General features: G+C 29.1%; 19 protein-coding genes and 1 pseudogene. 6 read left to right on the top strand and 14 right to left on the bottom strand.

Going from position 1 to position 18,896, the window contains the following annotated elements; translation table 11 throughout:
- The 8 genes from BMZ74_RS12460 to BMZ74_RS12495 all read right to left on the bottom strand — a co-directional run.
- The coding region (locus BMZ74_RS12460; RefSeq protein WP_143070176.1) for a transposase family protein at window positions 1–228 on the bottom strand (228 nt) is incomplete at its 3' end.
- Between the two features lie 113 nt (window positions 229–341).
- Window positions 342–899, bottom strand: coding sequence for an aspartate/glutamate racemase family protein (locus BMZ74_RS12465; protein ID WP_089862547.1), 558 nt, complete (start codon window positions 897–899; stop codon window positions 342–344).
- Window positions 900–971: 72 nt separating this feature from the next.
- The gene (locus BMZ74_RS12470) at window positions 972–1,547 is read right to left on the bottom strand and encodes a GNAT family N-acetyltransferase (RefSeq protein WP_089862548.1); all 576 of its coding nucleotides are present in this window, start codon (window positions 1,545–1,547) and stop codon (window positions 972–974) included.
- Between the two features lie 41 nt (window positions 1,548–1,588).
- Window positions 1,589–4,501, bottom strand: coding sequence for a glycosyl hydrolase 115 family protein (locus tag BMZ74_RS12475; protein ID WP_089862549.1), 2,913 nt, complete (start codon window positions 4,499–4,501; stop codon window positions 1,589–1,591).
- 138 nt (window positions 4,502–4,639) lie between these two features.
- Entirely contained in the window at window positions 4,640–5,710 is a 1,071-nt protein-coding gene (gene uxuA / locus BMZ74_RS12480) for a mannonate dehydratase (protein WP_089862550.1), read from the bottom strand.
- 52 nt (window positions 5,711–5,762) lie between these two features.
- Window positions 5,763–6,548, bottom strand: a complete 786-nt coding sequence (locus tag BMZ74_RS12485) for an ABC transporter permease subunit (RefSeq protein ID WP_089862562.1) — start codon at window positions 6,546–6,548, stop codon at window positions 5,763–5,765.
- Window positions 6,549–6,618: 70 nt separating this feature from the next.
- Window positions 6,619–7,530 carry a carbohydrate ABC transporter permease gene (locus tag BMZ74_RS12490; RefSeq protein WP_089862551.1) on the bottom strand — a complete coding sequence of 304 codons (912 nt, stop codon included), beginning with the start codon at window positions 7,528–7,530 and terminating at the stop codon, window positions 6,619–6,621.
- Between the two features lie 89 nt (window positions 7,531–7,619).
- Window positions 7,620–8,894, bottom strand: coding sequence for an ABC transporter substrate-binding protein (locus BMZ74_RS12495; RefSeq protein ID WP_089862552.1), 1,275 nt, complete (start codon window positions 8,892–8,894; stop codon window positions 7,620–7,622).
- 167 nt (window positions 8,895–9,061) lie between these two features.
- Between BMZ74_RS12495 and BMZ74_RS12500 the strand changes: the two genes are divergently transcribed.
- Together BMZ74_RS12500 and BMZ74_RS12505 are read left to right on the top strand one after the other, a co-directional pair.
- Window positions 9,062–10,831, top strand: coding sequence for a sensor histidine kinase (locus BMZ74_RS12500; protein ID WP_177181446.1), 1,770 nt, complete (start codon window positions 9,062–9,064; stop codon window positions 10,829–10,831).
- Window positions 10,832–10,834: 3 nt separating this feature from the next.
- Complete coding sequence (locus BMZ74_RS12505) at window positions 10,835–11,611, top strand: response regulator transcription factor (RefSeq protein ID WP_089862554.1); 777 nt, start codon at window positions 10,835–10,837, stop codon at window positions 11,609–11,611.
- A 43-nt stretch (window positions 11,612–11,654) separates the two neighbouring features.
- Here the strand turns inward: BMZ74_RS12505 and BMZ74_RS12510 are convergent, their stop codons facing one another.
- A complete protein-coding gene (locus tag BMZ74_RS12510) occupies window positions 11,655–12,077 on the bottom strand; it encodes a C-GCAxxG-C-C family protein (RefSeq protein ID WP_089862555.1) in 423 nt (140 codons plus the stop codon).
- Window positions 12,078–12,294: 217 nt separating this feature from the next.
- Between BMZ74_RS12510 and BMZ74_RS12515 the strand changes: the two genes are divergently transcribed.
- A complete protein-coding gene (locus BMZ74_RS12515; protein WP_089862556.1) occupies window positions 12,295–12,867 on the top strand; it encodes a TetR/AcrR family transcriptional regulator in 573 nt (190 codons plus the stop codon).
- Window positions 12,868–12,990: 123 nt separating this feature from the next.
- Complete coding sequence (locus BMZ74_RS12520; RefSeq protein ID WP_089862557.1) at window positions 12,991–13,923, top strand: flavodoxin family protein; 933 nt, start codon at window positions 12,991–12,993, stop codon at window positions 13,921–13,923.
- 165 nt (window positions 13,924–14,088) lie between these two features.
- Here BMZ74_RS12520 and BMZ74_RS12525 read toward each other — a convergent pair whose 3' ends face one another.
- The 5 genes from BMZ74_RS12525 to BMZ74_RS12545 all read right to left on the bottom strand — a co-directional run bounded on the left by BMZ74_RS12525 (window position 14,089) and on the right by BMZ74_RS12545 (window position 17,945).
- On the bottom strand, window positions 14,089–15,645 hold the full coding sequence (locus BMZ74_RS12525) for an ankyrin repeat domain-containing protein (protein WP_089862558.1): 1,557 nt from the start codon (window positions 15,643–15,645) through the stop codon (window positions 14,089–14,091).
- 54 nt (window positions 15,646–15,699) lie between these two features.
- Complete coding sequence (locus BMZ74_RS12530) at window positions 15,700–16,068, bottom strand: peptide deformylase (RefSeq protein ID WP_089862559.1); 369 nt, start codon at window positions 16,066–16,068, stop codon at window positions 15,700–15,702.
- A gap of 193 nt (window positions 16,069–16,261) precedes the next feature.
- Window positions 16,262–16,507 (bottom strand): GNAT family N-acetyltransferase, encoded by a 246-nt coding sequence (locus tag BMZ74_RS14635; protein ID WP_218142081.1) that lies wholly within the window; start codon window positions 16,505–16,507, stop codon window positions 16,262–16,264.
- 145 nt (window positions 16,508–16,652) lie between these two features.
- Window positions 16,653–17,129: a YbaK/EbsC family protein gene (locus BMZ74_RS12540; protein WP_218142082.1), complete on the bottom strand. Its 477-nt coding sequence runs from the start codon at window positions 17,127–17,129 to the stop codon at window positions 16,653–16,655.
- A 30-nt stretch (window positions 17,130–17,159) separates the two neighbouring features.
- The gene (locus tag BMZ74_RS12545; protein WP_089862560.1) at window positions 17,160–17,945 is read right to left on the bottom strand and encodes a hypothetical protein; all 786 of its coding nucleotides are present in this window, start codon (window positions 17,943–17,945) and stop codon (window positions 17,160–17,162) included.
- 285 nt (window positions 17,946–18,230) lie between these two features.
- Between BMZ74_RS12545 and BMZ74_RS12550 the strand changes: the two genes are divergently transcribed.
- Window positions 18,231–18,587 carry a DeoR family transcriptional regulator gene (locus BMZ74_RS12550; protein WP_089862561.1) on the top strand — a complete coding sequence of 119 codons (357 nt, stop codon included), beginning with the start codon at window positions 18,231–18,233 and terminating at the stop codon, window positions 18,585–18,587.
- A gap of 90 nt (window positions 18,588–18,677) precedes the next feature.
- Window positions 18,678–18,896 (top strand): annotated as a pseudogene (locus BMZ74_RS12555) (IS21 family transposase); the annotation flags it as partial.

The raw sequence follows: 18,896 nt of genomic DNA on the forward strand, positions 1-18,896 counted from the left end.
GCGTTTCTTTTCAAGTCTAATAACTGTTTTTTTATCTCGAAGAGAAGTATCCTGAATCATTTGAGTTTTTCTATCATGAATCTTTTCTGCTTTTTTGCCGCAGACAGGACATTTAACATGATCTATTTTATAGTCAGCTACAAAAACTAAATATTCCTCCGTTTTAATTAAATCTGTTGCAACTAGGTCTGGTAAATCCATTAAATCTGTGATAAGATTATTATGCATTTGCTTGACTCCTTTATTGAATTTTTGGTGTTGTAACTATTTAATTCAACGGAGCCAGGCAAATGCCTTTTTTATTTAGATATTTTTAGATTTACAGTTTTTTCTTCACAACATTAATTATACAACCTTATTTGTTTAAATTTATTCTTAGATTCAGGATTAATAATTCCTGATATCAACTCCTGGTAAATCACATTATGGACAAATTCTCTATCCTGTTCATCTGGCACAATTACATCAATATTATAGTCTTTTTTTAATCTGTTTTTATAAAAATCTTCTTCCATTGTAAATTTAGTTCCTAGAAGACCAACTGTATTCATTTTTTCAGCTCTAATTGCTTCTGCTGCAGCATCTGCAATATGTAACAAAGGTATCTGTATATTTTTTTGAACTTCAGGTGCCATTTTATGCATTGTATTAGTACAAATCAAAATTAAATCTGCTCCTGATTTTTCTAAATTTACAGCAATTTTAATCATTTTATCAGTTAAAATATCCCATTTACCCTGATGCTGTAATTTTTCGAATTCTGCAAAATCAACAGAATACATTATGCTCTTACAAGAATGAGGATCTCCCAAGTTATCTTTAACATTTTCATTTATAATACGATAATACTCAAGCGACGATTCCCAACTCATACCACCTATTAATCCTATTGTTTTCATAAATATACCTCCTATAATTATAATGCTTAACTTATTATAACAAGAGAATAATTAAATTTACAATTGATCTAACTAATCACTGAAATCTGCTTTTAAGCTTTTTAAATAATCTTTTTTTAAAATTGCATAATGAACCACGTCATGATATTTATCTTTAATTTTAAGCTCTTTTAAGCCAGTACCTTCATAAACAAAACCAGATTTCTGCATCACTCTACCAGAAGCTTCATTGCCAGCATAATGAGTAGCTTCAAGTCGATTTAACTTTAACTTTTCAAATGAAAAACTAACTATATTTTTTAGAGCTTCTGTCATAAAACCTCTCTGCCAATATTGTCTATTTAGTACATATCCAAGAGCTGCTTTATCATGGTCGGGATCCAATCGTAATTCTATGCTGCCAATACAGATATTTTTGCTTTTTAACTCAATTGCATAAACTCCTGGCTTATCAATAAAATAGTCTTTAAGTATTTGAGCTGTTTCTTTTTTATTTCTATGTGGTGGCCAGGTTAAATATTCAGTAACTACTATATCACTAGCATATAAAAAAACATCTGAAGCATCAGTTAATTTAAATTTTCTTAAAATCAGTCTTTCTGATTCTAATCTAGAAGTAGCAGTTAAAATTTTCTTGTATTCTGACATATTAGTTACTCCTTTTCTTATCAGTTAATTTAGTTTAAAATTTAATTATAAAGTGTTTCAGCTGGCCCTAAATAAGAAGGTTTTACTCCTCCAAAATCTAAAACTATCTTATCAATAATAACTCCCGGATCAACCATCCAAATTTTCAATTTATGCTTGCCTGGCTTATTAAAGTAATGCTTTGTCTGGCTTATTTTAGTAGAACGTAAAACATCCTGCTGCCAGGTTTTATCATATTCATCAGTATAAGAAAATAATTCTGCTAATTGAGGATCATCAGTATCTAAAGCAACTGCATAACGCAAATATTTCTTATCATTAACCGCATTAGTAGGCAAGAAATAAGCAGTAATTATTACTTCTCCCGGTGTAGAGATAATAAGATTATATTCTAGCAAAGGTGACTGAGCTTGGAAGTTAGTAATTCCTAATTCTTTAATTTCAAAAGCTGAATTATTGACAGATGTTGCTGCTAGAGAACCTTTGCCAGTTCTGGATAATCCTTTAATAAATTTCCAGCTAGCAGTTTGATTATTTACTTTCTTACTATAATTTTCAGCTTCAAGAGCAATATATTTATTTATTTCTATAAATGTATTTTTAGTAGCTGCTTCTATTAAGTTAGGATTATAAACTTCCAACTTAATAAGATTATCTTCCCCTAATATAGATAAATTTATTTCGCCTTCAACTATATCACCTGCAGGAATTTTATCCCAAATAATGGAGACAAATAATCGCAGCTCATCTTCCAGGATACCACTATTTACCGAAATATTAATCCAATCTTGTTCTACTTTAGCCTGCCAGTTTATTTGCTGGTCACTTTTATTAAAAATATCTATAAAATATGATTTCTGGCTGAATTTACTGAAGGCTGGTAATTTATTGTTATGATTACTATTAAGCAATTCTTGACTATTTTCTAAAATAATTCCATAGTCAGCTTTAATTTGGGGAATTACTTGAGTAAGTTCAGGCATTTCAAAAACTGGCAATTGGCGTGGTTTCATAGAAATTATACCCTGCCATTTACCATTATTTAATTTTTCATTGTAATAATTTGTTGCTTTTTTTAGCTGCTGATAGGCAGTTTTAGTTAACCTGGCATATTTATTAGCACTAATTCTACCCTGACTAGCATAAATTCTATTTTTATAAGCATAAAGCATCTTCTGAGCCATTAAAGCTGCACCTTTAACTGGGTATAAAACTAACTGATAGAAAGCAGCTTTAAATTTTTCTTCCAGAGCTAAATAAATTTTTTCAGCTAAGTTAGCAATCTTTAAATAGCGGTTAAGATATTTTTCAACCTCATCTCCATAATTAAAGATACTAAATTCAGGATCTTGAATAGCAGTATTTGGATAAACTGAATTCCAGCCTAAATGCTCAGGTTTCCTGATATAATTAAGCTGATAAAATTCTAAAATTATTTCTGTTATTTGGGAGCTGTATTGCTGATTAAAATTAATTGTAATCCAATTGGAAATGTACTCTTCTATATCTTTATCAGTCATCTTATCTATTTGCCAGCCTAGAGTAAGAAAGAATTCAGTTAAAAACTCACCTGGTTTTAAATCGCCTACATTTAGAACCCATATCTGACGAGCATTATATTGATAAGCTTTTTTCATTTCTTCCCAGATTAAAGTTGGATTCGTAGTACAGAGCCAGAGATAGTCATGCGGTCTTCCCCAGTAAGAAATATGATAATATATTCCTGCTCCCCCACTCCTTTTACTTTCTTTAGCAGTTGGAAGTCTGGTCAGATAGCCAAAATTATCATTTGACCATAAGGTAGTAATATCATCAGGTAAATTTAATCCTTCATTATAAATATCTAAAACTTCTTTATAAGGACAAAATACCTGAGGCACTTGATCTATTTCGTAATCAATATGTTTTTTTAAGATTTTTCTTTGATCGCTAATAACTTTTTCTAATAATTTAACTTTTTTAGATAAACTATCAGGACCAGGCATTCCGCCATCATGAATGCCACGCATACCAACTGTATAAGTGTTTTCATACTGAGAATTTTCTTTTACTCTATCTTCCCAATATTTAAAAATTATATCTGGATTAGTTTGATAATTCCAGCTTTCAGCAGTCCATTCTTTTTTAGTATATTGATTAAACAATTCTTTATTCCATTCACCAACATTATTGCGCAGCATTGGCTCACAATGAGAGGATCCAACTACTATTGCATAATTATCAGCAATTACTTTATTAGCTGAAAAGCCATTAAAAGCTCTGGTACAAGGATGCATTGCTGGCCAGATATAATTGGCTTTTAAGCGTAATAATAATTCAAATATTTTAGCGTAAGTACGAGGACCAATATCACCTTTATCTGCTTCAAAATTTTTTGCTGCCCATGGCTGTAATCCCCAGTCTTCATCATTAATAAATATCCCTCGATATTTTACAGCTGGCGGTCCATAAACATAACTTTTATTTTTAATTATAATTTTTTCTTTTTTTAGTACAGGTACATCTGCCCACCAGGACCAGGGAGATACTCCAATTTGTTTTGCTAACTCATAAACACCAAAAGCAGTAGCTCTACGATCACTGCCAACAATAACAAGAGCTTGTTCTACAGCATCAACTGGATTCTGAACAGTTGTAATTAAAAAACTTTCCCAATTATTTTTAATTCCACTAATATCTATTATTTTTTCTTTGACTAAATTAGCGATTAGTTTATTTTTGCCTAAAGTTCCAACAAGAATCATCTGTTTAGCTAAATTAGCACTATTATTAATAACTTTTGCTTTTTTCCCGGTTACTGAAAAAATATCTTCTGCTAAATCTTGAGCCGCTATATCTACAACTTTAAAATCATCTTCATCATAATAAATAGCAGCCACTCGATCCTGATCAAATAATTTAAAATCTTTTGCTATAACTTCTTTTAATCTCAATAATTCTCTATTCAGATACATTCAAATATCTCCTTTTTTATATCTTATCTCTAATTAAATTTATTAGCAAGCTTAAGTAGCTAGATAATATTATAGACACCTATTTTATAAGGTGCCTATTCCTAAATAACTTTTTTATCTTATTATTAAGTTAAGCAATCAAACAATACTAATTTTATTAATTGCTTCCCAGATACCATTCAAATAAGTTACTCCCAGGGCTCGATCATAAAGTCCATAGCCTGGACGAGCTTCTTCTCCCCAGATCATTCGTCCATGATCTGGTCTCATATAACCTTCAAACCCAATCTCATAATAAGCTTTCATTATCTCAAATAAGTCTAATGAACCATCACTTGATAAATGCGATGTTTCATGGAACTTACCAGTTCCTGTAAATTTAAGATTTCTTACATGCGCAAAATGAATTCTCTTACCAAATTCTCTGATTAATCCGGGCACATCATTAGCTGGATTAGAACCCAGTGAACCACTGCAGAGAGTTAGTCCATTATATGGATCATCTACCATTTTTAATAACCGGCGGATATTCTCTTTACCTGTCATTATCCTTGGTAAATTATAAACTGGCCAGGGTGGATCATCAGGATGAATTGCCATTTTTATATCATTTTCCTGGCAGACAGGTAATATTGCCTCTAAAAAATATTTTAAGTTATCAAACAAATCATCTGCTGTTATCTCCTGGTATTGAGCCATTATTTGCTTTAGCTCAGCTAATCTTTCTGCTTCCCAACCCGGCAGTGAAAAACCTTTTGAACCATCTGCAAATTCTTCGATCAACTGAACTGGATCTGTTTTATTTATTTCTGTTTCATTATAGGACATAGTATTTGAGCCATCTGCTAGTTTTTCGGCTAAATCAGAACGGAGCCAGTCAAATACAGGCATAAAATTATAGCAGACTACTTTAACACCTCCCTGGGCAAGATTTTTTAAGGTTAGCTTATAGTTTTCAATATATTTATCTCTACTTGCTAACCCAAGTTTAATATCTTCATGAATATTTACACTCTCAATAACTTCCATCTCTAAGCCAGCAGCATTTATCTTAGCTTTTAACTGATCAATTTTTTGCTGGGGCCAGACTTCTCCAACAGGAATATTGCTTAGAGCAGTTACAACTCCTTTTATACCAGGGATTTGTCTGATTTCTTCTAAGCTTACACTATCATCCCCTTCTCCAAACCAACGAAAGATCATTTTCATCTATCTTAAACCTTCTTTCCTATTTGATTGTTTATCTATTTAAACTAATCTGTTATCCCTTTAAACCTTGAGAACTAATTCCTTCTACAATATATTTCTGGAATACAAAAAATATTAAAATAACGGGCACAAGTGATAAAGCTGACATAGCAAACATATTTGACCAGTTTGTAACAGTGCTTGGATCAGAAAAAAGTTTTAAAGCTAATGAAACTGGATAAAGTTCTGGTTTATTTAAATAAAGCAGTGGTCCAACAAAATCTTGCCACTGCCAGTAAACAGCAAAAATGCCTACTGTAACTAAAGCCGGCTTAATAAGAGGTGCAATAATATAAATAAAAAGTTTAAAAGTTCCACAGCCATCTATAGTTGCTGCTTCATCTAATTCTTTAGGAATACCACGAATAAACTGCATTATTAAAAAAATAAAAAATGCTGATGATGGCCCGGCAAAAAACGGTGGTACAACAAGAGGACTAAAAGTATTAATCCAGTTAAATTTATGGAAAAGAATATATTGTGGTACTAAAAGAACTTGTTTAGGCAGCATCATTGATAACATAACAGTTGCAAACCAGAATTTTTTAAACTTAAATTCTGTTCTTACCAGCGCAAAAGCTACTACAGAACAGGAAAAAATATAACCAAGTGTTGAAATAGCAGTAATAACTATTGAATTTTTAAAAAATGTTGCGAAAGTTGTATTACCAAAGCCTGCCCAACCATTTCGATAATTTTCAAAATGAAATGTATCTGGTATTAGTTGATGAGCATTAATAAATACTTCTCCATTAGCTTTAAACGAACTTGATAAAAGCCAGATAATCGGATAAAGCATAATAATTGCTAGTAGAATATTACCTGAATGATAAACTATTGATCCAAAAATTTTTTTAAAATCCTTCACTTTAATTCTCCTTTACTTCGTAAAATACCCATTTAGATGATGTTTTAAATACAAATAATGATATTAATGCCACAATCAGCAGCATAATTAATGCCATAGCAGAAGCATACCCCATATCATAAGACTCAAAACCTCTTCTATACATATATAAAACCCAGAATAATGTGCTATTAAGCGGGCCACCTTTAGTGATAATATAGCCCTGAGTAAATACCATAAAACCATTAATAATCTGCATTATAATATTAAATAATATTACTGGTGATAATAATGGCAGGGTAATATTTTTAAATATGCTAAATCTACCTGCACCATCTATCGCTGCAGCTTCATAATAAGTAGGAGAAATATTTTTTAGCCCAGCTAAAAAAATCAACATTGATGAACCAAACTGCCAGATTGCTAACAAAATTATTGTACTTAATGCTGTTTTGGGATTGCCAATATATGATATTCCTGAGTGTATTCCAATTAGTCCTAAAAGAGAATTTATTACTCCATCTCTTGTAAACAGCATTCTCCAGAGTACAGCAACTGCAACACTTCCACCTAAAATTGATGGTATATAATAAATAGTTCTATAGATACCAATTCCTTTTCTTTTTTGGTTCAATTTTATTGCAATAAATAAGGCAAAGGCAAGCCTGGGAATAACGGAAAAAATTACATAACTAACTGTAACTTTTAATGCTTTTAAAATTTTAGGATCAACAAGCAGATGATGATAATTTTCTAGACCCACCCAGGAGGGATCTGCTATTAAATTAAAATCTGTAAAAGAATAATAAATCAAATTCAAAATTGGGATAATAAAGAAGATTGAAAACCCAATTATCCAGGGAGAAGCAAAGATATATCCTGTTAATTTATGTTTATCGATAAACTTATTTATTTTTTTTACAGTGTTTTTCATAAAAAAATATCCTTTCTGTAAATAATAGAGAGAAGAATATATATTCTTCTCTCTATTATTTTATTAGTTATGCCAAAAATAAGTTTAACTTAAAGATTAGGCAGGTTTTCAAAAAACTTATCTGCTGCTTCTTCAGGTGTAAAAACTTCAAATAAGACCTGTTCTTCTAGCTCATTTACAAATTGATTAATATCGTTAACGTTTTCAGGCAGAAATGTATCTTTAGGTGAACTGTGCTGACTTACAAAATCAAGATATTCAAAAACTTTCTTTTGTGTTTCGCCAAGATTAGGAATCATTGCTGCTCTAACATCTGCATCTGCTGGAACTCCACGTTCAGCATTCATTATCTGATTAGCTTCAATATTATTTAATAGCCAACTAATAAATCTAGCGGCTTCTGCTTTATGTTTGGAAGATTCAGCGACAGAAAAATGCATCCCGGCTTTAATATAAAGAGCATCATCTTGATTTGGGCCTGGTAAAGTCAACAATTTATAAGACTTACCTGTAGGAGCTTCAAGTACAGAAAGGTTAGGAGCCCATTTCCAGGCAAAAGCAGCTTTACCATGTACAATTGGATGATCTTCAACTCCCATTTCTTGAGATATCTCTGCTAAATCTGGCATTAAACCTGCTTTTTGTAATTTTAATTTAAGCTTCCAATAATTAACAAGTACTTCTTTTGATATGCCAACTCCATATTTAGCATCTTTATCATAAAAATGTTCTCCAAACTGACGTGGATAATAAGTTAATAAAATATTAGGGGTTTCAATTTCACCTGTACCATAAATTCCAAGTTTGGCATTAATAGTCTTACAGATACTTAAAAAATCATCCCAGGTATAATCAGCTGCTGGAGCTTTAATACCTGCTTTTTGTAAAATTTCTGGATCATAAATAATAGCCAGTGCATTTGAACTAACTGGTACACCTAATAATTTTTCATTATTCATACCAGTTTTAACTAAGCTATCTGCTACTCCACTTAAATCTAATTCTTTACCACGATATGGTGTCAGATCAGCAAACATATTGGCATTAATTAAAGTAGTTGTTTCAGGCCAACCAATACCTGACTGCATAATATCAGGTAGATCATTAGCAGCAGCCTGATAACTTAATTTAGTCCAGTAATCTGCCCAGCCTGTATATTCTGGTTCAAAACTAACATTTGGATGTAGTTTGGTATACATATCAAGCAGCTTAAGTGTATAATCATGCCTGCTCTGTGAACCCCACCAGGAAATACGCAAAGTAACCTGATCATCAGCAGCTTGGATCGGATTAAAAAAACTAACTCCAACTAAAGATAAAACAATAAATAAAAAACTTAACAACAAAGAAATTCTTTTTTTCATTTTTCCCCCTCCAGTATTTTAAGTTAATTAAATTATTATATTATTATTATAATTCAATAAAATATTGAGTAAAATATAATTTACAGTTTAAAATGTTTAAAAATCAGTGTTTTCAGAACTTTGCCTACAATTTAGCTGGCTGATTAAGGTGACAATTATCTAATAATTTGCTATACTATGGGTTAGGTGATGATATGGATTTTTTTAATACTGGTCAATTAAGATCTAAAATAATTATACTGCTGCTCATTATTATAGTAAGTTTGAGCAGCTTAAGTTTCTATGCCTTATATAGATCATATAGTGCTTATGATTCAGTTATTTTAAATCAGACTCATACAATCTTAGGTCTCTATTCTTATAATTTTGAACAAGCACTTAATTCTTACGAACAGCTTTCTTATAATATCTTAATTGATAGTTATTTACAAAATTATTTAAGTACAATTGACAATGATCCCTATCATAAGTATCAACAATCTGAATTAATTGAAGAACAATTATTGCATTATATGCAGGGTCATAAACATATTTCTTCTGTAAATATAATTGATAATCAGGATAATATTTATACATCTGGCTTATCTATGCCAAAATTAAACTATCAGAAAATTTCAGCTAAAAGCAGCCAATTCAGAGGCAGTATTTACTGGACTGTTAACAAAAATTATGATGACAAACTGCTTTTAATCAGAGATATTAATAAAATAAAAGGAAAAAACTTCGAAAAAATTGGAACAGCTATTATAGCTATTAATCTTGAACCTTTTATGAAAAAAATTCTAATTAAAAATATCTATGAAAGTCCAATTACTATCATAAAATATAAAAACTCTTTTATCTATTCTTCTTCTGCCCAAATAAAAAAAATACCCTCCCGGGCAGAATTGTTTTATAATAAAGTTAATATTATTGGGATTAAAAATAAAAACTATTTAGTAGCAAGTTATAAAAATCAAGCAAACAATTTTTTATTCATTCAACTTATCCCTTATAATAATATTTTCCAAAAACTAATCATAATTCGCAAACAAGTCTTATTCTTTATTGTAGTAATTGCACTAATTTCACTTTTAATTGGTGTCTTTTATTCAAAAAATATTACTAAACCTCTAGAAAAACTATGTGAAATAATGAAAGATGTAGAAAAAAACAATTTTAAATTACCCCAAAATATAAATGATTTTAAAAATAATAGTTCTGAAATAAATTACTTATATAAAGAATTTAATATTATGATCAAAAGAATTGATACTCTTGTCAATGATAAACTAAAAACTAAATTATTACTTGTAGAAACAAAATATAAAATGCTGCAGAGTCAGATAAATCCTCATTTCCTCTATAATACACTTGATTCGATCAACTGGCTGGCCCGTTTAAATAAGCAGCAAAAAATTGCTGATATGGTTAAATCACTGGCAGTTATTTTGCGAGATAGTATAGATATAACTACTTATAAGACAACAATTCAGGCAGAAATTAACTTATTAAATAATTATATGTTTATCCAGAAATTTCGCTATGATGAACGCCTTCAGTATGAATATTATTATGATCAGCAATTAACAGATTATCTAATTCCTAAAATGATTATTCAACCATTAGTAGAAAATTCTATTAAACATGCTTTAGAGCCTGCAGAAGATACCTGTATAATTAAACTTTTTATTAAGAAAAATAATGATAAACTAAAAATTACGGTTACAGATACTGGTCTCGGAATTAGCAGTGATAAAATTGCTGAGCTGAATGATACTAAATTTGAATTAAAAAAGAATAGTGTTGGTATAAAAAACATTGTTAATCGTTTAGAATTTCTCTACAAAAATAAATTTAAATTTAAAATAGATAGTGCTGCTAACCAGGGTACAACTGTTAGTATAACCCTGCCACTTGAAAAAGGTAATTTCGAAAAAATTAAGGGGGATAATTAGATTATGTTTAAGGTTGTTATAGCAGATGATGAAAAAATTATCAGGGAAGGTCTTTCACAACTCATTGAGTGGGAAAACATTGATTGTGAGCTTATTGCTATTAAAAGAAATGGTAGAGATACTTTAGAAATAGTAAAAGATCTTAATCAACCAACCCCAGACATTATAATTACGGATATTAGAATGCCATTAATGAATGGGCTTGATTTAATAAAAAAAACCTATCAATATAATAAAAATATTATCTTCATTGTACTCTCTGGTTACAATGATTTTGAGTATGCCAAAACTGCAATGGCCTATGGGGTTAAATATTATTTACTAAAGCCAACTTCTGAAGATGAAATACATGCAATATTAAAAGAAGCCTGCCGAGATGTTATTAATAAACGAAGAGTTACTGAAGCCAAAAACATTGCTCATGTAAGATCAATTAATAAAGGTCAGCACAGTGAAATTATTAATAATATGCTGGCAGTTATAGATAAAAATATAGCTAATCCCGAATTATCACTAAAATGGATAGCTAATAATATTATGTATATGAATGAAGATTATCTTGGTAAACAATTTAAAAAAGAAATGAAAGAAAACTTTAGTGATTATTTAAGAAAAAAGAAAATTAATTTAGCGAAAGAACTTTTACTGACACAACAAGAAAAAAATATCTATGAAATATTTGCAATGCTAGGCTTTAATATAAATACAAGATATTTCAGTCAGGTATTTAAAAAACAAACTGGCTTAACTCCTTCTGCCTATAGAAAAAAACATTCTTAAAAGTTATCCTTTGCAGTTTAATTTTCTTATTAAAATACTGTTTTTAAATCACTTTAGTTTTAATATAATTGCTGGCAAATTTTGCTGCTGAATTAGTTATTTCTTCACATAAATGAGGGGGATTATCTTTTTTAAATCCGGCTGGCCGCAAATCCTTACAGATTAAACTTCCATATTCATGTTCAAACTGATCTGCAAAATTATAGCAAAGTCTAATGATATCCTCTTTAGAAAAATTTTGCTTTCTTCCATATATTCCTAAAAAAAGCAAAGAACCCTCAACTAATCCACATTGTGCACCAAATTTACCAGCACCATGCATACCAATTGCTGCATCAATGAGCTGCTTTTCTAAATCAACTGCAAACATTTCAGCCAATACTTTTAAAATTGTGGTTGCACAATTTAAATCTTCCTGCCAATAATAATTATGGACACGTTCTTTAATATTTATTTTTTCAATCATTTTAACACCTCTATTATTAAGCTAATTTATAAGATTTATTTTTAGCTAATTTATTTAATTCATTATATCAAAGATAGCTTTAAGATTACAGCTGCTTTGAAAATATATTTGTTTTAGCTTTTAATACTTAAGTTAATAAATTATATTTGACAATACAAATAATTTCTGCTAGAATTATCATGTTAGTCAACAATAACATTATAAAGGAGAATTTATAATGGCGAAAAAAGATACATCTAAATTAATTCTGGAAGTAGCAATAAATCTTTTTTCTCAAAAAGGATACGATTCTATCACTATTAAAGATGTAGCCAATGAAGCTAACGTAAGTGAAATGACAGTATTTAGACATTTCGGCAATAAATTAAATTTATTTAATAAATCCTTTACAGAATATATATATATTCCTCAGTTTAAATATTTTTTTGAAAATAATTTGACTTATAATTTAAAAGATGATCTATTAAAAATTAGTCAAATATATCAGAAAACTATGGAAAACAATAAGAAAATAATTTCAATTGAGTTAAAAAACAATGAATTTATTCCTAATTCTAAATCTCCTTTAGAAATATTTCCTTTAACTTTAAAAAAAGAATTAATTAATTATCTTTTAGAAATGCAGAATAAAGGATTTATTAGCCAAAAAAGAAATTTGGAAGCTTTAGCAGGTAATTTCCTCTCAATTAACTTCGGCTTATTCTTTAATGTTAATTTTTTACCTGAACTATTAAAATATAATAGTCTTGAAAATTATCTTGAAGACTATATTGATTCTTTTATTAATTAAAACTAAAGATGTTTTTTTAAACGAATATAATTTTAAACATCATATGTTAGTTGTTAATAACTAACATATGATGTTTATTTTACTATATTATAGATAGATTAAAATAATTTTAGGAGGATTAAAATGAAAATTTTAGGAATTTCAGCTGGTAGAAAAAACCAGAAAAATGATTCTATGTGTAAAGAAGCTTTGCTAGGTGCTCAAGAAATAGGTGCAGATATTGAATTTATTAGATTACTTGATTTAGATATTAAACATTGCACTGGCTGTATTGCTTGTGTTAATGCTCTTATGTCAGGAAAAGGTAATTTATGTTCATTAAATGATGATTTTAATTGGCTTTTAGATAAGATGTTGGATGCTGATGGCATAATTTTTTCAAATCCAATTTTTGAAAAAGGAACACCAGGAATCTTCCATACAATTACGGATCGTTTTGGACCAAGGACTGATAAAGGAATTAATATAATCGCAACTAAGCTTGCTAAAGAAAATAATAATAAAATTCCTGACCAAAGACTTTTAGAAGATAAAGTTGTCTCTTATATAGGATTTGGAGGTTCTGAATGGGTATCAAGAGCGCATTGTGATTCAGCAATGCAATCATTAAGTCCTGCCTGGAAGATTATTGACAATGATGTGTTTCAATGGTCTACTAATGCTGTCATGGATGATAATATAGTTTCAAGAGTGCATCAAATAGGTATTAACCTTGCTAAAGCAGCTAATGATATTGAAAATGCAACTTACTTAGGCAAAGAAGGTGTTTGTCCTCACTGCCATAATAGAAATTTCTACTTAGATGTTAAATCAACAAAGGCTATTTGTTGCTTATGTGGTATTGAAGGAAATATTAATATTGTAGATAATAAGATAAAATTCGAATTCCCTGAAGAACAACTAAAAAGAGCTCATGATACTTTAACAGGAAAGAAAATACACTCTGATGATGTTGCCGAAACTGTACAGGTATTTGAAGAAATGATAAAAAATGATGAGTACCATAAAAGGATAGATAATTATAAGAAATTTATTTCAGCAAGCAAACCTAACTAAAAAGTTTAATTTTTATTATAATTTATGCAATAAAAGCTTTAATTAACTTTGTTAACTAACATAATTATTATGCAAAAAATGTACCATTTATTATCGAACTATTAATGATAACAACAATGGTACATTTTTATTTCAAACTATCTTTTTTCTAGATTGACTCTAAAATTAGTTTTCCAGAGCTGAAATTTGTTGAAATAAATATCTATTTCTGGCCCTAGTTAACTGGATTAATTTAATAATAAAGCTAGTCTTATTGTTAATCTTAGCAACCTTTTTGCTCCTTAACTTCAACCAGGTTTGTTGGTCTTTTTTTATTATTTCTTTTTCTTCACTTAAAGCAAATAATTTGTGATATGTTTTTGCCATTTCTCGATCATAAATAGCAAGACTTTTATTATTAACAATTGTTTTTTCAATTCTAGTTGTTGCCTTGTCAATTTCAAAACTTGCTTTAAACATTTTATTGTTTTTTTGATATTTATTAATTAAATCAAGTAAATCAATTTGTTTTTCTTTGTCATTAAAACGAGGATTTTGACTAATATAATAAGTAATTCCCCGCCCAATACTGTCTACAGCAGTCAAATCAGCCCCTGCTTTAATTAATTCTCTAATAATTTCAGGAGAAGCATTTTCAGCAGCATACATTAAGGCTGTTCTATTGTAAATAGACGGGGTAGCAAGCCATGATTCTGCCTGGATAGTTCTGGCATTAACATCATAGCCAAGTTTTATTAATTTTTTAACTGCCTGATAGTTATTTAGATGAGCTGCGTACATTAATAAGTTTTTATTAAAATATGTTGTCAATGTTTCTTTAGAATAGTTATTATTAAAATAGCCTGGAATAACAAGATAAGAATTAATTACAGCCCAGACTGCATTATCAGCCATGATTGCTGCTGTTTTATCATCTAGATCATAATAATTAAAATAAAATTTTGCTAACCTTTTTCTGGTGAATCTGAGGTGATTTTGTAATACCTGATATTCTCTTAAATTCCAGCTATCTTGATAGGCCCAGTTTTTTAAGAATCTTTTAGCAGCTATATAATTAGTTTTATTTTGACTAATTAAAGCCCAGGGACGTAAAATTGCCTGAGTAGCTCCATATTCTCCTGCCAATAATGCTCTAGTTTGAGAATGTAAAGTACCACTATTTGGTAGTTCTTTTCCCATAATATTATTTACTACTAAAAGATAAGCTTTATAAAAAGCAAATTCTTGTTTACTTAAAATTTCTTTTAAAGACATATATATCTTTAACCTGGCTATTGTTTCTAATGAACCATCAGAATTTATCTTTATTATATTTCGCAAACCAGAATTTCTATCAAATTTATTTGACTCATCAAGATAATAATAGCTTCCTTGATATTGAAAAACATTATTTATCCACCAGGACCAGTAATATCCATAGGCTAGTTTATCATTTGGATAGAATAATTTTTGTGGATTTTTTTCATAGTCCAGCTCAAGCAGGTTAGTTTCATCTTGATCAACTAAATACCCAGTATAAATCTTGCCCCGCCAGGAATGCCAGCGAACATAATAAACAAGTCTTTTTTTACTTCTATCCTTAAAGTTAAAGTCAGAATAAATTAAATAACTATCTCTATCTAATTCATTTAATAAATCCCATTTTAACCATTTAATTTCTTTATGTCTAAAATCATTACTGAACTCAACTTGATCAGGCTTAATAATTAGTCTTTGCCCCAACTAAATTAGTAAAAATTAAGATATAACAGAAAGTTAATAGTAAAATAGCTTTTTTCATAACTCTCCCCTTCTAGTCTGATACTTAACTTTTATCTGCCAATATCTACAAACTTTAACAAAAAAAGCAGCATCAAAACTATAACAGCTATCCCAGATCTCAAACATTTTTTTGCTTTGCCAAATTATTTCAGGATTAACCATAATTATCTCTTCATCATTTGAATTATAATAAATCACCTTTTTTAAATAACCTATTTGAGGCGCAGCTAATGCTCGACCAATCTTCTTCTCTATCTGTAAATAAAGCAAAGTATCTTTTAAGTCCTTAATAATTTTAGCCAGGGGCTGCCCAAAGTCTATTATTTCAGTTGATTGTTTTCGCAAATCTGGATTACCTAACATTAATACTTTTTGTATAGCCATTAAATAAACCTACTTCCTTTATCTTATAATAAAAAACAAAATCACTAATTTATAATTACTTATATTAATACAATTTTACTGGATCTTCTCTAAATAATCATTAAATTTATTTTTTCTTTCTCGATAAATAATTATTTTTCCCAAATCATTAGATATTCTTCTTCATTTAAATCTTCATTAATTAAACTCTTTTTTATCTTAAAGCCATTATTAGAATAAAAGTTATATGCCCTAATATTTTTTTAAAAACTTTTAGTTCTATGTAAGCTCTATCTTTTTTGACATATTCCAATAAAGATTTACCGAGACCTTTTTTTTGAAATTTTTCATCAATAAATATTGCAGCTAGATAATTATCTAACATTGAAACAAATCCATATAAATGATTATTATCTTCTATAATATAAGTATCTGACATCGGTATATATTTTTCTCTCATGTCAGCTCTAGCTTCAGACCAATATTTTTGATCAACAAAATAATGTGCCTTTAAGGATACTCTATACCATAAATCTACTAATTGATTAATCTCACTTTTATTATTTTTTCTTATTCTAATGTTAATTCACCTAACTTTATGTATTTTATTTAACAGCAATTACTTTTCCGCCTGTCATTTTTTCTAATTCTACGGGTGTTAACTTAAATACAGCTTTGGGATGTCCTGCCGCAGCCCATATTTCATCATAGTCAAACAAGTCTTGATCTATAAAAGTCATAATAGGCTCTTGATGAGCTAATGGTGGAACTCCTCCAATTACAAATCCTGTCTGCTCACGAACAAAATCTGCATCTGCTTTACCCAGTTTGTCATTTAAATTTTTTTCAACTTCTTGCTCATTAATTCTGTTACTACCACTAGCCACAACTAATACTGGTTCATTCGCATTTTTTAAGCAAAATAAAATTGATTTAGCAATTTGGCCAACAGAACAACCTAATGCATCAGCTGCTTCTTTGGCAGTACGAGTGCTATCTGGTAATTCCATTACTCTGTTTTCATAACCTAATTTGTTAAGCTCACCTTGAACTTTTTGGGCACTATCTTTTAATTCTTTCAAAAATATCAGCTCCTAATTTGCTTTAATAGTTTAAATACTTTTATGATAGTAATATTGTCCTGAAATCCATTCCTGCCAATCTCGAATTATAGACTCAAAAATAACTATGTTATTATAATGTTCTTTTTTTCTACCTCTTACTCCTGCAATAAAAAAACCATCCCACTTATATTTTTTAAATAGTTTAGCTAATAATTGACTATATAAATATTTAGATTTCCCCCTTTTTTGCAGCGCACTTTCAATATTATAGCCAGAATTTGTTCTACCTTTTTCTGACATATAAAAGGCTAATTTTAATATATTATTAATTTTATTATTATCAACAGATAAATCAGCTATCTTGTAATCAGATAATGGTATTTCATATTTCTGTTCAAGCCAATTTTCTTTACAAATTTCTTCCTTTATAAATTTATTATCATCAATTAGATAAAGACAGTTTTCATTTTTACTATTATAGCGATTATCTGTTATATACTCTTTAGGAGCTGGTCCAATATATTTATCATTTAAATTAGATTCAGATTCTATTGATAAACCTCTATAACATAATATCTGCTTTAAATTAGTTTTACATCTAAATTTTGAAACTATTTCTGCTAAATAGGTTTCTAGATCAGGTTTTCCCAGTTCCACAAAGTCTTTTATTAATTTTTCTAATTTTTTTCTTGCTTCAGATATGCCAGGATCTTTGCTATCATAATGAACAACTTTTCTCCCTGTTCTAGTATCACCAGCTTCAACTTTTATACTACCTTCTATTTTGTTTTTTACTGAATCAAATACTTTTATGTTTTTTATATTATCTTTCATTTCAAAATTCCTTTCTAATCTATTTGTTTTGATTAATTTTATATCTGCTATTGTTTAATTTGCAAGCTTTATCTGCTATTATTATATCATATGATAGAGATCTACTTTATTTACTCAATTTCAAAAAGAATAGCCAGGTCTGGTAATAAAAATGATAAAAAAATTAAACATTACTTTACCAAATACAATTTAAAAACTTTTTTATCAAAACACTTAAAAACACTTAAAATTAATTGTATATACTTATAAGCTGTGTTAATATAAAAATAAGGAAGTGAGATGTATATGTATCAAGAACAAAGATTATCAAAAATATTAGAATTATTAAAAGAACGTGATGCTCTTTCAGCAAAAGAAATGATTGACTATTTAAATGTTTCTAGAGATACAATCAGAAGAGATTTTTCGATTTTGGAAAACAGAGGATTAGCTAAGCGGACACATGGCGGAATTATTAGCATTGATGAAAAAACTCAAATTTCTTCTTTTAATGAACGAATAAAAGAATTTACAAAAGCAAAAAAATCTATTGCAAAAAATGCTAAAGAGTTTATCAAGACAAATAGTGTATGTTTCTTTGATGTATCTACTATAACCTTAAAACTTGCTGCATATACTAAACTAAAAGTATACCAAAATTAATGGTCTGCTAAACGAAAAATGTACCATTCTATCACCGCCTCCTGTATAATTGATTTAACCACAAATCATATTATGCGGGAGGTAAGAAAGGTGATAGAAATGGCACAATATAATTATATTAGATTTTTGTATTTTAATCAAAAGAAAAGCAAAAGAGCTATTGCTCGGGAAACTGGATTACACCGAGATACGATAACCAGAGCAATTGAGAATCCAGAGCAAAAGTACAGACTAAGTACTGAAAGACCACAGCCAGTAAATGGAGATTTCAAAGATCGAATAAAAGAAATGGTTAAAGCTAACCATGAA

This window comes from Halanaerobium salsuginis, assembly GCF_900114545.1.
GTDB lineage: Bacteria > Bacillota > Halanaerobiia > Halanaerobiales > Halanaerobiaceae > Halanaerobium > Halanaerobium salsuginis.